This is a genomic window from Faecalibacillus sp. TM498 (assembly GCF_020589955.1).
GTDB lineage: Bacteria > Bacillota_I > Bacilli_A > Erysipelotrichales > Coprobacillaceae > Faecalibacillus > Faecalibacillus intestinalis.
In genome coordinates this window covers 1-12,843 of the sequence record NZ_JAJDKB010000007.1, presented here as the reverse complement: position 1 = coordinate 12,843, position 12,843 = coordinate 1, and the positions used below count along the sequence as shown (strand labels likewise).

Here is a 12,843-nt window from a genome sequence, read left to right as displayed (position 1 = left end):
TTTTTATTTTTCTAATGGTGATAAATCATATTTTTTACATAATTTATCGTAATCTTTTGAAGCTACGAATTTTTTAATACATTTATTCATTAATTTGATCATTTTTGTATTACCTTTTTTAGCGATAACATAGTTTTTTTCATCCATTAATGAACCATTTAATTGTGTAAAGTTTCCACTAGATACATATTGTTTAGCAACACCTAAGTCAACGATTGCTGCATCATATTGATTGCTTGATAAACCATTGAAAATATCTTGTACGTTTTTCATTGAAACAACATCAGCATTTTCAACTTCTTTGGCAGCTTGTTCACCAGTAGCTCCAGTTTGAGCAGCTAATTTTTTACCAACTAATTGATCATTTGAAGTAATTGAAGAACCATTTGGTACAACAGCAACTTGTTGAGTCCCTAAATATGGATCAGACCATTCAACAACTCTATCTTCACTATAAGTAAAACCAGAAATACCTAAATCAATTTGATCCCCTTGAATTTGAGTAACAATGTTATCAAAATCCATTTGTTTGAATTCTAAAGAATAAGTTTTACCTTCCATATCAGATAAATAACCTTCAAATAATTTGGCCATATCTACGTCAAAACCAACGATTTCACCTTTTTTATTTAATGATTCATAAGGTGCATAATCAGGTGATGTCCCAATTGTAATTGTCACATCGGCATCATTTTTACTGCTTGATGAACATCCAGCAATAGCACAAGTCATCACAAGTGCTAACATTAATTTTAATACTTTTTTCATATTCTTTTCCCCTTTTCTACCCAATAAAAAACGTCTCCTAGCGATTGCTAAGAGACGAAAGATTCCGCGGTACCACTCTTGTTGATATGATAAACATATCCACCTCACCGTTAAAGCTGGTTAGCTGGTTATCCTATGTATTCAGATAACCCTCTCCAAAGTGCGCTTCATTTTATTTTCAATACCTAATTTCCACCAACATAGGCTCTCTAACATATCCAATAAAACTACTCTCTTTTTCATTGAGCTTATTTATATACCTGTATTATAGATAATATTTAAGCTTTGTCAACATTCCTCGATTATTTTTTTGACAAAACTTTATCATTGAAAGAACGTACTGCCTTCATCGCTTTTTCTAAGGGAGCATTCATTTCTTGTAATTGTTCTAAAACATCATCGAGTTGTTGATTTGCTTCTTGAATACTGTCTCTTGTATCTTGAATTGTTTGTTTGGTTTTCTTTTTGGCATCACCACTATGAAGTAAAAAGAAAATACCTAAAGACATACATACAAAAATACCAATAATGATTAAAAAATCTTTAATTAGTTCCATAATCTCACCCATCTTTAGTATAGCCTATTTTGTTTAATCAATCCAGCCAAAATAACGACAAGCATATTCAATACCGTCATCATCATTTCTTTTGGTTATAAAATTTGCGACTGCTTTGACTTCATCGATTGCGTTACCCATAGCAATACCTAAAGGAGCTTGGTCAATCATAGAAATATCATTTAAGCCATCCCCAAAGACCACAATATCCTTTTCATTTCCCTTTAATAAATGAACCATTTCTAAAATACCTTTATATTTATCTGCTGGTTCGATGATGATTTGCCCTTTAAAATAACGCATATATTCCAAAGTTCCTAAATCCAATAATTTTTCTTCTTGTTCACCACATTCAATAAATACTTTATAAATTTCCTTTACTTGATGAAAGTCTATACTTTCATCAACAACTAATTTTACCGGAAGTTTTTGATCTTTTTGATCACTTTGATTCGTATACAAAACAGCTTCATTTCCTAAAGCAACTGCAAATGGTAAATGATGTTCAATACATTGATCAATGACACGATTGGCTTGAACAAAATCTATCGGTTTAATATATTGAAGTTCATTATGTAAAGTAATACCATTTCCCCCATCTGTTACTAAACAATCAATATGGGCTTCTTTAGCAGCATCCATCGCCATATATTGTGCTCTTCCTGTCGCAATAGCAACAAAATGCCCATTTTCTTTTAACTTATCTAACGTACGATATGTGCTTTCTAAAATCTTTCCTCCCGGATTATCATCTAAAAGTGTTCCATCAATATCAAAAAAAATATATTTTCTTTCCATGTTACTTTTCTCCTTTAAATTGCATATTATACAATCTTGCATAATTTCCATTTAATTTCATCAACTCTTCATGGTTTCCTTGTTCTTCGATGCCATTTTCCGTTAAAACACAAATATGTTTAGCATTTTTAATCGTTGATAAACGATGCGCAATAACAAAAGTTGTACGATCTTGAGATAATTTTTCTAAAGATTCTTGTACAATACTTTCACTTTCATTATCTAATGCACTTGTTGCTTCATCAAAAATAAGAATTGGTGGATTCTTTAAGAAAACACGTGCAATCGAGATACGTTGTTTTTGTCCACCTGAAAGTTTGACCCCACGTTGTCCACAATCCGTATCGTAACCTTCTTCTAATTCCATAATAAAATCATGAGCATTAGCTTTTTTAGCGGCTTCAATGACTTCTTCATCACTCGCTTCTAAATTTCCATAACGAATATTATCCATAATCGTTCCAGTAAATAAATAAACATCTTGTTGAACAATGCCAATATTTTCTCTTAAAGATTGTTGTTTTATCTCTTTGACATTAATTCCATCAATCAAGACATTTCCTTTCGTTGCTTCGTAAAAACGAGGAATCAAAGAACAAATCGTTGTTTTACCAACTCCTGATGAACCAACAAAAGCAATATACTCTCCTGGTTTTACATCCAAGTTAATATTATTTAACACATAAGGTGTTTGTTCATTATAGCGAAATGAAACATGATCAAACATGACATTCCCTTCAACATGTTGTAATACAACTGCATTTTTTGTATCTTGAATATCTGGTTCAATTTCTAATATTTCCATAAAACGTTCAAAACCAGTAACACCTTCTTGAAATTGTTCAGTAAAGTTTAAAAGTTTTTTTACAGGATCTATTAAGTTCGTGACATAAAGTAAAAAGGCAATTAAATCTGCAACATTAATACTTCCATAAGAAATAAATAAGGTTCCAAAAAAGATAACCGATACTGTAATTAAACTTGTAAAAGAAGTAAGTCCTGCATTGTATCTTCCCATATAATAATAACTATTTTTCTTAGCACTTACATAATGTCCATTTTGTTTATCAAAACGTTCTAACTCTTGATCTTCATTCGCAAAACTTTTAACAACACGAATTCCTGATAAATTGTCTTCAATGCGTTCATTGATATCACCAATTCTCTCTTTATTTCTTTTAAAAGCTTTTTTCATCTTTTTATTATAATACCAAGCAAATAAAAACATAAATGGTAAGATTGCAAATAAAATTAAAGTCAGTTTGACATTAATATAGGAAAGTAAAATAAAGGCCCCTATAAACTTAATAATTGAAATGACAATATCTTCTGGTCCATGATGATAAAGTTCAGTTAAAGAAAATAAATCATTCGTTAGACGTGACATCAATTGTCCTGTGTTTTGTTCATCATAAAAGCGAAAAGATAATTTTTGATAATGACTAAATAACTCATTACGTAAATCTCTTTCCATATAGACACCCATGACATGTCCTAGATAACCTATAAAATAATTACAAAAATATTCAACAACAATCAAACAAAGCATAAAAAGTCCTAATAAATAAATCTTAGAATAATCAATCTTTGGTTGATTTAAAATCGTCCCTGTAATATAGCGTGTTAGCATAGGATAAACGAGCGTAATGGCTGCTGAAATCATCGCGCAAAACATATCTTTAAAAAACAAAACCTTATAATTTGTATAATAAGATAAAAATTTCTTCCATCTTCCTTTCATATTAAAACACCTCCTTCATATATTTTTACAAAGAATGATTATTTTTTCTAGTTAAAAATGATTATTTTTAAAATATGAAAAAGGAGGCTTTTTCATGAACCATGTTTCTTGGACTTCTATTCTAATCGGTCTGGCACTTTTTTTATTTGGTATCGACTATCTTTCTCTTTCTTTACAAGAACTTTCACCAACCCGTTTAAAAAATCTTCTTGCTAAATGTACTTCTTCTACTTTTAAGGCTATTCTAATTGGTTGTTTTATAACTTGTATTATTCAATCAAGTTCTGCCACAACTGCTTTAACCGTCAGTTTAATTAATGCAAATCTCATGACCTTTTCACAAAGTATTGGGATTATTATGGGAGCCAATATTGGCACAACCATAACCGCTTTTATTGTAGGTTTTGATCTTTTTCAATATGCTTCTTTCTTTTTAATTATTGGTGCTTTTTGTTTATTATTTTCTAATCATCCTAAAATAAAAGGCCTTGCACAAATTCTTTTTGGGCTTGGCTGTTTATTTTATGGATTAGAACTTATGTCAATGCATCTTGAAGCTATTACTAAACTTCCTGAATTTATGAAATTAGTAACACTTTTTACAAATCATCCTATTTTAGCCATGCTTGGTGGAGCCATCACCACTGCTCTTATTCAATCATCAAGTGCGATAATTGCTATTGTCCAACAAATGTATCATTTAAAAGCCATTTCCCTTTATGTTTCTATTCCTTATATCTTAGGTTGTAATATCGGTACAACCATTACCGCTTTTCTTTCTGCCCTTAAAACCAATTCTTCTGCCAAAAAAGCTGCCTTCTTTCATTTTTTATTTAATGTAATTGGAACAACTTTTTTCATGATTTTCCTGACTCCTTTTTATCATCTTTTTTTAACATTTCACTTTTATATTCCTATTTCACCTCGTCTGCAACTCGCTTTTATTCATGGCTTCTTCAATATTGTTACTACACTCCTTATTTTTCCTTTTTATAAGCATATAATTGCATTGATTGAAAGTTGTTTCAAAAAGAATTGTTAAGGTTTTGTAAAGAAACTTAACATAATCTTTACACAAAATTAACATTCCTTTAAAATGAGATGTATAGGAGTGTGATTTTATGACATTAGCAGATATCAACTGGCCTTTAATTCTGGCAGGGCTTGGTTTATTTTTATTTGGTATCGATTATATGGGTGATGGTTTAAAAAGTTATGCCGGAGATAAATTAAAGGACATTATTGATAAATACACCTCAAGTCCTGTAAAAGGAATTTTAATTGGGGCTTTAGTTACGTGTTTAATTCAATCAAGTTCAGGAACAACAGCCCTTACAATTGGATTGATTCGTTCTGGTTTGATGAATTTAAATCAAGCAGTAGGAATTATTATGGGAGCCAATATTGGAACAGTTATTACTTCTGTTTTAGTTGGTTTAAAGATTTCTAAATATGCGGTTTATTTCATTATTATTGGTGCGTTTGTTTCAATGTTTTCTAAAAACAAAAAAACAAAATATTTATCACAAATTATTTTTGGATTTGGTTGTTTATTCTATGGACTTGATTTAATGGGAAACAATTTATCAATGATTTCTGAAGTTCCAGAATTTACACAAATTACCGAATTTTTAATGAAGAGCCCTTGGCTTGGTTTACTTGGTGGAACAATTCTTACATGTGCGATTCAATCATCAGCTGCAACGATTGCAATTGTTCAACAAATGTATGGTGCCGGTGCTATTGGTTTAAATATTGCTTTACCATTTTTATTTGGATCAAATATTGGAACAACAATTACAGCTGTTCTTGCCTCTATTGGTGGATCTATTCCCGCTAAAAGAGCAGCATTCTTCCACGTTTTATTTAACGTCATTGGTTCTGTTCTATTTATGATTGTTTTATCACCATTTACCATGTTGATTCAATATATTAATTCAGTAAGTACAATGTCTCCTGAATTACAACTTGCAGTAGCTCATGGTATCTTTAACATAGTAACAACCATCTTGTTCTTTCCATTTATTAATAAGATTGTTGTTATTAAAAAAATTATTCCAAATCATTCAAAAGAATTACAAATGGATTTATCAGAATTAGATCCTCATGTGGTTCAATTGTTCCCTTCTCATGCTTTAGCTATCGCTAAAAACAAGATTTTAGAAATGGGAACTATTACTGTTGAAGCTTGTGAAAATGTTAAAGAATATTTTATTTCTAAAAGTTCTACTGCTAAAGAAGCAGTCGAAGAATTAGAAAATGCAATCAACTTATTAGATAAAAAGATTGCTGAATATTTATTACTTATTTCACATGAACAATTAAACGATCATGATTCAAAAGAATATTTTGCTGATATGAAATCAATTAAAGATCTAGAACGTGTCGGTGATTTATGTATTAACTTAACTCAATTCTTTGAAGCTGTTTATGATGAAAAAGATGATTTTTCATCAGAAGCTAAAGATGACATTATCGCCATGATCAATATGGATATTGAAATGTTGAATCATGCAATGGTGGCTTTTGATAAACATGATTTAGATGATATTATTTATGTTGATGATCATGAAAGTAATTTAGATTATTATAATAAAAAAGCAAAACAAAGACATATTCAACGTGTTACTAATAAAACTGAAAAATCAGTTATTGTCAATTCTACATACGTTGATATCTTATCCAACTTAGAGCGTATTGGTGATCATTGCCAAAACATAGCTGAATCTTATATGTTAGAAGAAGAAAACTTCAAACCTGATTATGAAGTTGATTCTGCATTTAATCAATAGTCATGGATTTCCATGACTATTTTTGTTATGATGTAACAGTCAAAGGAGTCACATATGTATAAATTATTAGATTATGATATAACTGAATATAAACAATTAGAAAACACCTTGAATGAGTTATCTAAAGAAGGTTACAATCCTACTTCTTTAGGTAAAATCAGCCGTTTTGAAAAAAATGAGAAACACTACTACTTCCATGTAGATTTACTAATCAAAAAACCGGCAACCCCTAAAAGAAAAGCATTACATGATTTTATTAATGAATATGAAAAACAAATGTTTGATTATTATGGTAAAATAGGAAAATTTATTATTTTTACAACAGATAATAAACGTGCTTTACCTAAAGAAAGACAAAAAGCAATTGATGAATACTTAAGTACTCGTAAAATCTCTGCAACCACTTATTTTGTTTTATGGATTTTCTTTTCTTTTTTTGTCGCACAGCTTGTTTTACAAAAAAATCAGATTCAAGAATTTCTTACAAATGGAAGTATTTTAATTCATTACTTACCTCTTCTTCTATTTGCGACAATTCTTATTCGTTGCCTTTATAAAATTGTTTTAGCCTGTCAAAAAAGCTTTGGAAAGATTATTAAACATATCTTCTACGCTATGACTATAGTTACTTGTGTAGTGGCTATACTTGGATGTATTTTAGATGTTACTGATAGAAAAGATATTCCTTTAAATCAAAATATTTTAACATTGCAAACATTTGATAAAGAAACAAATTTAAAAAAATATCCAAACTACAAATATACTAAAAGTTTTATTGTTGAATCTACTTCTTATTTTGAAGAAAACAACCAAGGTGATCTCATGTATAGTAAAGATTATTGTTTTAAATCAACTGACAAAACAAACACTTTCTTTAAACGTTATTTAAAAACGTATGATGATGTTCCTGTTATTAAAATCGATAAAAACACTTATCTCTTTAAACTTGATACATCGTATGATACTTTACTGTATAAAAAAGAAAATCATTTCTATTTTGTTTCTGCAAACTTTAGTTTAAAAAATGATTATCAAAATATTATTGAGTTTTATAAATAAACAAAAAATCCACCCCAAAGTGGATTTTTTATTTACCTGTAATAATAAGATAGATAAGAAGTAAAGCAATAATAATCATTGTTGAAACAAGGACACGTCTTTCAAATTCGCTATAATCATCATGACAAAGATAGTGTGCTAAATAGTTAAGAACTAACGCTATAAGCAAAAAGATTCTTCCAACCATAAAATAAGACGTATTCATCACCACCGGTTCAATAAGCAATAAAACATCAACCAAATTGATTTTATATTTATGATGTGGTTTGCAAATTTTATACAGTAATTTCTTCATTAATAAAACGTACTCACTTCTTCTATTGTTTTTCTTTTTGGCATACTTGGTTCAATATTTGGATAACCCACACCTATGACAGAAACAATCGTTTCTTGTACAGGTATTTCTAAAAGTTCACGAATCGCTCTTTCATCTCTGATTCCCATAACAAGTGTTCCTAAACCAAGTTCAGTTGCTTTAAGAATTAAGTTTTGATTAGCTAGTCCACAATCATAAACACCCCAACCATTTTGTAATTCGTTGTCAGGACTTCCGTTTCTTTGAAAACCTGCACGATCTTTAACAAATGTTGTCACAATTAAAACAGGTGCATCAGCTATATTTTTTTGATTAAATTCAGGTAAACATTTTTTCTTAAATTGTTCCAACATTTCTTTTGATTGAATAACATGATATCGTGGGGTTTGACTATTTTTCCAACTTTCTGAATAGATAGCTGCTTGAATCATTTCTTCAATTTTTTCTTTTTCTACAGGTTGTTGTTTATATTTACGAATACTTCTTCTTTGTTGTAAAACATTTTGTAACTCCATAATTTTCACTCTCCTGCTTTTATTATAAAAGAAAAGACTATCGAATGATAGCCTTACTTATTTAATTCAATCATAAGCTCACAAATCTTATTTGAAAAAGCCACTGGATCTTCAATAGATAATCCTTCAATCAATAATGCTTGATCGAATAACAATGAAGCATAATCATTGATCTTATCTGCATTATTTTGATAAACATTTTGAATTGCCTTGAAAATATCATGATTTGGATTGATTTCAAGAATTCTACCTGCTTTAACATCTTGACCATCAGGCATTGCATTTAATACTTTTTCCATTTCAAAAGATACACCTTGATCAGATACTAAACATACTGGATGAGATTTTAATCTATTTGATACTTTAACATCCACTACTTTATCTTTTAAAGCTTCTTTTAATGATTCTAATAATGATTTATTATCTTCATTGATTTTTTCTAATTCTTTCTTTTCTTCTTCACTATCTAAGTTTAAATCACCTTGAGCAACGTTTTTGAAAGCTTTAGAATCATAATCTCTCATCATTTGAATCATGAATTCATCAACATTATCCATCATGTATAAAACATCAAAGTCACGATCTCTAACAGCTTCTACTTGTGGTAAATGAGAAATCTTTTCTTTTGTTTCACCACTTGCAAAGTAGATTTCTGTTTGTCCTTCTTTCATGTTTTCAACATATTCTTTTAAAGTAATCATTTTTTCTTCTTTACCGGAGTAGAATAAAAGTAAATCTTGTAATTTATCTTTTAACATTCCATAGCTTTGATAAATACCAAATTTTAATTGTAAACCAAAGTTTTTAAAGAATTTTTCATATGTTTCACGATCTTTTTTCAACATATTTGTAAGTTCACTTTGGATTTTCTTTTCAATACGATCAGCGATGACTTTTAATTGACGGTCATGTTGTAACATTTCTCTTGAAATATTTAATGATAAATCTTGTGAATCAACTAACCCTTTAACAAATCTAAAGTGTTCTGGAATTAAATCACTTGCTTTATCCATGATAAAGACACCTCGACTATAAAGTTGTAATCCTTTTTCATAATCATTTGAATAGAAATTCATTGGTGGTTGACTTGGAATAAACAATAATGCATCATAAGAAACATTTCCTTCTACAGATGTATGAATGACTTTCATTGGATCAGAGAAATCATTGAATTTATCTTTATAGAATTCATTATATTCTTCATCTTTAATATCTTTTTTATTTCTTTTCCATAAAGGAACCATTGAATTTAATGTTTTATTTTCAACAACATCTTCATATTCATCACTATCTTCTTTTTTCTTAGATGTTGTCACATCCATTTTAATTGGATAATGTACATAATCTGAATATTTTTTAACTAAAGATTCGATATGATATTGATCTAAATAATCATCATAATTTTCTTCTTCTGTATTATCTTTTAAATAAAGTTTAATTGTTGTTCCTGTTGGTAAGTTATCTGTTTCAAAGATTTCATAACCATCACTTGCTTCAGATACCCATGTATATCCTTGATCACTACCATAAGCTCTTGAAGAAACTTCTACTTTTTTAGCAACCATAAATGCTGAATAGAAACCAACTCCAAATTGCCCGATGATATCAATGTCATCACTTTCAGTTTCATTTTTAAATTTGAAAGAACCACTATTAGCAATCGTACCTAAATGTTCTTCTAGTTCTTCTTTATTCATTCCAATACCATGATCAGTAACAGTCAATGTTCTATTTTCTTTATCAAAAGCTAAATCAATTGTAAGATCACTTTTATTGATTTCAGAAATATTTTCTGTTAATGATTTATAATAAAGTTTATCTGTTGCATCACTTGCATTAGAAATCAATTCTCTTAAAAAGATTTCCTTATGTGTATATATAGAATTAATCATTAAGTCTAATAATCTTTTCGATTCTGCTTTAAATTGTTTTTTTTCTGCCATAATATATCCTCCTTTAGCACTCCTGTTATTTAAATGCTAAAGATAGTATATTACTTTGTTTTAGCATAGTCAAGCACAGAGTGCTAATTTTTTAAGAAAATAAAATGATTGACTTACAATCATTTATTTCGACTACATTTTTGAGCATCTATCGCAAGAACAATCATCAAAACATAAAAGGCATCTTCGTCATGTTCTATTGTTAAAGAATATGTATCACTCATATGAAAGATTTCTTTATTAATTAAACCAATAATATTTCCTGAATAATCCACGATCTGATAATCCCATTCCCAAAAATTTCCTTCTATTTGCCAATCTTTATAATCTAAAATAAATTTAGGTTTAAAGAAAGTAAACTCTTTGGTAATTTTACCAATATATTCATCATTTTCATATAAAGCAAAACGTGGTAAAAACGTTAATATTTCTTCTTTGATCGTACCAATATGTTCACCATACTTATTATAAATAAAAAGTTTATGTCCAAAACTGAGTTGTCCTTTCACTGTATAGACAGTTTCCCCCTTTTCATCATATATATCATAACTGTCTAGCCATGAAAAAATACGCTGTTTAAATAATAGTTTCATAAGATTCCCTCCAATTATTTTAATAATGTCTATTTCTTCTTGCTTTTTCAATATCTATTACGGTTGTTAAAATGACGAAATCTAAAATATCTCCCTTTAAATCAACTGAAATATCATATGTATCTAAAATATTTTATGATCTTTTTTCAATTCTTCCAATAAGATAATCATTTTCATCTTTTACTTCATAATTATATTCAACATATTCTCCACCAACATTCCATTTTCGATAATCCACTAAAAAATAAGGAATAAAATAAGAAAACTCTTTTTCTACAGCACCAATATATTCCTCATTTTTATAAATAAAAAAATAGCTGATTTAGGATCTTCTTCAATCTTAGCAACAATATTTTCATGAGCATCATATATATAAAGTTGATACATAATTGCCATTTTTCTTTTTATAATATATAACCATTCATTATTTTGATTTGTTACATAAAAGCGAAAAATAAAAGATGGTTGTTGTTTAAATAACAGCTTCATCTAGCTCACCTCTTACCCTAATTGTAACAAAAAAATAACAAAACAAGCAAAGATTATTTTGTTATAAAAATTATAAGTATTTAACTGTTTCAGCCAATTCTTTTTTTAAATGATGATTAGGAAGTGGTTCTTTTTGATTTCCATATCCTAAATCCAACATCATAACAACTTCTTCATTTTCAGGTAAATCTAAAGCTTTTTTCATTTCTTGAGGATTAAAAAAATTGATCCAACAACTATCAATTCCTGCATTATAAGCAGCCAACATTAAATGTGTGGCTACAATGGTAGCATCTTCAATTCCTGAATTTCTTTCATTACCTGGATAATCAAAAACATTGTTTTTATCATAAGCTACAACTAAAACAGTAGGTGCATGATAACGACAAGGTGTACATGCATCTATTTTATCTAAATATTCTTTTGATTGAACAACATAGATTTTTTGTTCTTGCAAGTTTTTAGCCGTTGGAGCAACTCTTCCTGCTTTCAATATTTCCATTAGTTTTTCTTTTTCTATTTGTTGTGTAGAAAAATCTTTACATGAATATCTGTTTTGAATAACATCTTTAAATTCCATAATATATCTCCTATCTTTTTTATGATTTTTTTATTTTCTAATAAATATATTAAATATTTGAGCATAATGTTGTAAAAAAAATTCTCAAATACTTGATGTTTTCTATAGAAAAAAGGTTATTAAATAACTTTAAGAATTTTTTTGCTTTCAAACTCTCTTCTTTATCTTCTTAATCATGTTCTTACTTTTTATTGATTTAATTTCTATATAAAAAGCCGTGGAGCTTCAAATTTTACGTAATTGGAACGAAGTCATCCACGACATATATAATAGTATATATTTCAACTTAACAAAAGAAAAAACTGTTGATTTTTATTTTTTCAACAGTCAAAGCAAGCCATTTTATTTGACTTGCTTTTTCTTGCTTAAATATTAACTTATTAATTAATAATTCTTAAAACATCCTCTTCATTTGTAATATTAAATATATTACGTGTTAATATATTTAGTTTTTCTAATGTTGCACTTGTTAGTTTTAATTCTAGATTATTTGAAATAGTTCCTAGTTTGATTTCTAATTGCTCTTTTAGTGTACTTCTCTTTTCTTCGAGTTTTCCTTCACTTCTTCCAACAAGAATGCCTTGTTCACGTCCTTGCATTCTTCCTTCATTTCTAAATCCTTCTGCCATTCTTTCCATTCCTTCACACATATCGATTTCATCTCCTTCTGGTAAGTCTCTAATTAAATCTAA

General features: G+C 28.6%; 13 protein-coding genes, 1 pseudogene and 1 other annotated feature. Of the genes and pseudogenes, 3 read left to right on the top strand and 11 right to left on the bottom strand.

Features of this window, described 5'->3' with window-relative positions:
- Window positions 1–3 precede the first annotated feature (3 nt).
- The 4 genes from LJD32_RS03480 to LJD32_RS03465 form a co-directional block, all read right to left on the bottom strand.
- On the bottom strand, window positions 4–768 hold the full coding sequence (locus LJD32_RS03480) for a transporter substrate-binding domain-containing protein (RefSeq protein ID WP_032091758.1): 765 nt from the start codon (window positions 766–768) through the stop codon (window positions 4–6).
- A gap of 47 nt (window positions 769–815) precedes the next feature.
- Window positions 816–1,020: a binding site (T-box leader), on the bottom strand.
- A 50-nt stretch (window positions 1,021–1,070) separates the two neighbouring features.
- The gene (locus LJD32_RS03475) at window positions 1,071–1,325 is read right to left on the bottom strand and encodes a hypothetical protein (protein WP_032091327.1); all 255 of its coding nucleotides are present in this window, start codon (window positions 1,323–1,325) and stop codon (window positions 1,071–1,073) included.
- A gap of 33 nt (window positions 1,326–1,358) precedes the next feature.
- Window positions 1,359–2,123: an HAD-IIB family hydrolase gene (locus LJD32_RS03470; protein WP_147580028.1), complete on the bottom strand. Its 765-nt coding sequence runs from the start codon at window positions 2,121–2,123 to the stop codon at window positions 1,359–1,361.
- 1 nt (window position 2,124) lies between these two features.
- A complete protein-coding gene (locus LJD32_RS03465) occupies window positions 2,125–3,864 on the bottom strand; it encodes an ABC transporter ATP-binding protein (RefSeq protein WP_032091329.1) in 1,740 nt (579 codons plus the stop codon).
- Between the two features lie 94 nt (window positions 3,865–3,958).
- On the opposite strand from LJD32_RS03465, the gene LJD32_RS03460 reads away from it, so the two are divergent.
- The 3 genes from LJD32_RS03460 (at window position 3,959) to LJD32_RS03450 (ending at window position 7,715) form a co-directional block, all read left to right on the top strand.
- On the top strand, window positions 3,959–4,906 hold the full coding sequence (locus tag LJD32_RS03460) for a Na/Pi cotransporter family protein (protein WP_227391845.1): 948 nt from the start codon (window positions 3,959–3,961) through the stop codon (window positions 4,904–4,906).
- A 79-nt stretch (window positions 4,907–4,985) separates the two neighbouring features.
- A complete protein-coding gene (locus LJD32_RS03455; protein ID WP_227403803.1) occupies window positions 4,986–6,656 on the top strand; it encodes a Na/Pi cotransporter family protein in 1,671 nt (556 codons plus the stop codon).
- Window positions 6,657–6,710: 54 nt separating this feature from the next.
- Window positions 6,711–7,715 (top strand): hypothetical protein, encoded by a 1,005-nt coding sequence (locus tag LJD32_RS03450; protein WP_227391844.1) that lies wholly within the window; start codon window positions 6,711–6,713, stop codon window positions 7,713–7,715.
- 28 nt (window positions 7,716–7,743) lie between these two features.
- On the opposite strand, the gene LJD32_RS03445 is transcribed toward LJD32_RS03450, so the two are convergent.
- The 7 genes and pseudogenes from LJD32_RS03445 to LJD32_RS03415 form a co-directional block, all read right to left on the bottom strand.
- Window positions 7,744–8,010: a hypothetical protein gene (locus tag LJD32_RS03445; protein WP_117782249.1), complete on the bottom strand. Its 267-nt coding sequence runs from the start codon at window positions 8,008–8,010 to the stop codon at window positions 7,744–7,746.
- Window positions 8,010–8,546: a nitroreductase family protein gene (locus LJD32_RS03440; protein WP_117574432.1), complete on the bottom strand. Its 537-nt coding sequence runs from the start codon at window positions 8,544–8,546 to the stop codon at window positions 8,010–8,012. Before LJD32_RS03440 ends, LJD32_RS03445 begins: the two co-directional genes overlap by 1 nt.
- A gap of 53 nt (window positions 8,547–8,599) precedes the next feature.
- On the bottom strand, window positions 8,600–10,489 hold the full coding sequence (htpG, locus tag LJD32_RS03435) for a molecular chaperone HtpG (RefSeq protein WP_227391843.1): 1,890 nt from the start codon (window positions 10,487–10,489) through the stop codon (window positions 8,600–8,602).
- A 119-nt stretch (window positions 10,490–10,608) separates the two neighbouring features.
- A complete protein-coding gene (locus LJD32_RS03430; protein WP_117482169.1) occupies window positions 10,609–11,082 on the bottom strand; it encodes an LURP-one-related/scramblase family protein in 474 nt (157 codons plus the stop codon).
- A gap of 273 nt (window positions 11,083–11,355) precedes the next feature.
- Complete coding sequence (locus LJD32_RS03425; RefSeq protein WP_227391842.1) at window positions 11,356–11,571, bottom strand: hypothetical protein; 216 nt, start codon at window positions 11,569–11,571, stop codon at window positions 11,356–11,358.
- Between the two features lie 70 nt (window positions 11,572–11,641).
- Complete coding sequence (locus LJD32_RS03420) at window positions 11,642–12,151, bottom strand: nitroreductase family protein (protein WP_227391841.1); 510 nt, start codon at window positions 12,149–12,151, stop codon at window positions 11,642–11,644.
- A gap of 380 nt (window positions 12,152–12,531) precedes the next feature.
- Window positions 12,532–12,843 (bottom strand): annotated as a pseudogene (locus LJD32_RS03415) (hypothetical protein); the annotation flags it as partial.

What these genes read in the sequence shown, in the direction of transcription:
- LJD32_RS03460 (WP_227391845.1), top strand. Translation starts at nt 3,959, where the DNA reads ATGAACCATGTTTCTTGGACTTCTATTCTAATCGGTCTGGCACTTTTT.
- LJD32_RS03445 (WP_117782249.1), bottom strand. Translation starts at nt 8,010, where the DNA reads ATGAAGAAATTACTGTATAAAATTTGCAAACCACATCATAAATATAAA.
- LJD32_RS03470 (WP_147580028.1), bottom strand. Translation starts at nt 2,123, where the DNA reads ATGGAAAGAAAATATATTTTTTTTGATATTGATGGAACACTTTTAGAT.
- LJD32_RS03455 (WP_227403803.1), top strand. Translation starts at nt 4,986, where the DNA reads ATGACATTAGCAGATATCAACTGGCCTTTAATTCTGGCAGGGCTTGGT.
- LJD32_RS03480 (WP_032091758.1), bottom strand. Translation starts at nt 768, where the DNA reads ATGAAAAAAGTATTAAAATTAATGTTAGCACTTGTGATGACTTGTGCT.
- LJD32_RS03440 (WP_117574432.1), bottom strand. Translation starts at nt 8,546, where the DNA reads ATGGAGTTACAAAATGTTTTACAACAAAGAAGAAGTATTCGTAAATAT.
- LJD32_RS03450 (WP_227391844.1), top strand. Translation starts at nt 6,711, where the DNA reads ATGTATAAATTATTAGATTATGATATAACTGAATATAAACAATTAGAA.
- LJD32_RS03430 (WP_117482169.1), bottom strand. Translation starts at nt 11,082, where the DNA reads ATGAAACTATTATTTAAACAGCGTATTTTTTCATGGCTAGACAGTTAT.
- LJD32_RS03475 (WP_032091327.1), bottom strand. Translation starts at nt 1,325, where the DNA reads ATGGAACTAATTAAAGATTTTTTAATCATTATTGGTATTTTTGTATGT.
- LJD32_RS03420 (WP_227391841.1), bottom strand. Translation starts at nt 12,151, where the DNA reads ATGGAATTTAAAGATGTTATTCAAAACAGATATTCATGTAAAGATTTT.
- LJD32_RS03465 (WP_032091329.1), bottom strand. Translation starts at nt 3,864, where the DNA reads ATGAAAGGAAGATGGAAGAAATTTTTATCTTATTATACAAATTATAAG.
- htpG (WP_227391843.1), bottom strand. Translation starts at nt 10,489, where the DNA reads ATGGCAGAAAAAAAACAATTTAAAGCAGAATCGAAAAGATTATTAGAC.
- LJD32_RS03425 (WP_227391842.1), bottom strand. Translation starts at nt 11,571, where the DNA reads ATGAAGCTGTTATTTAAACAACAACCATCTTTTATTTTTCGCTTTTAT.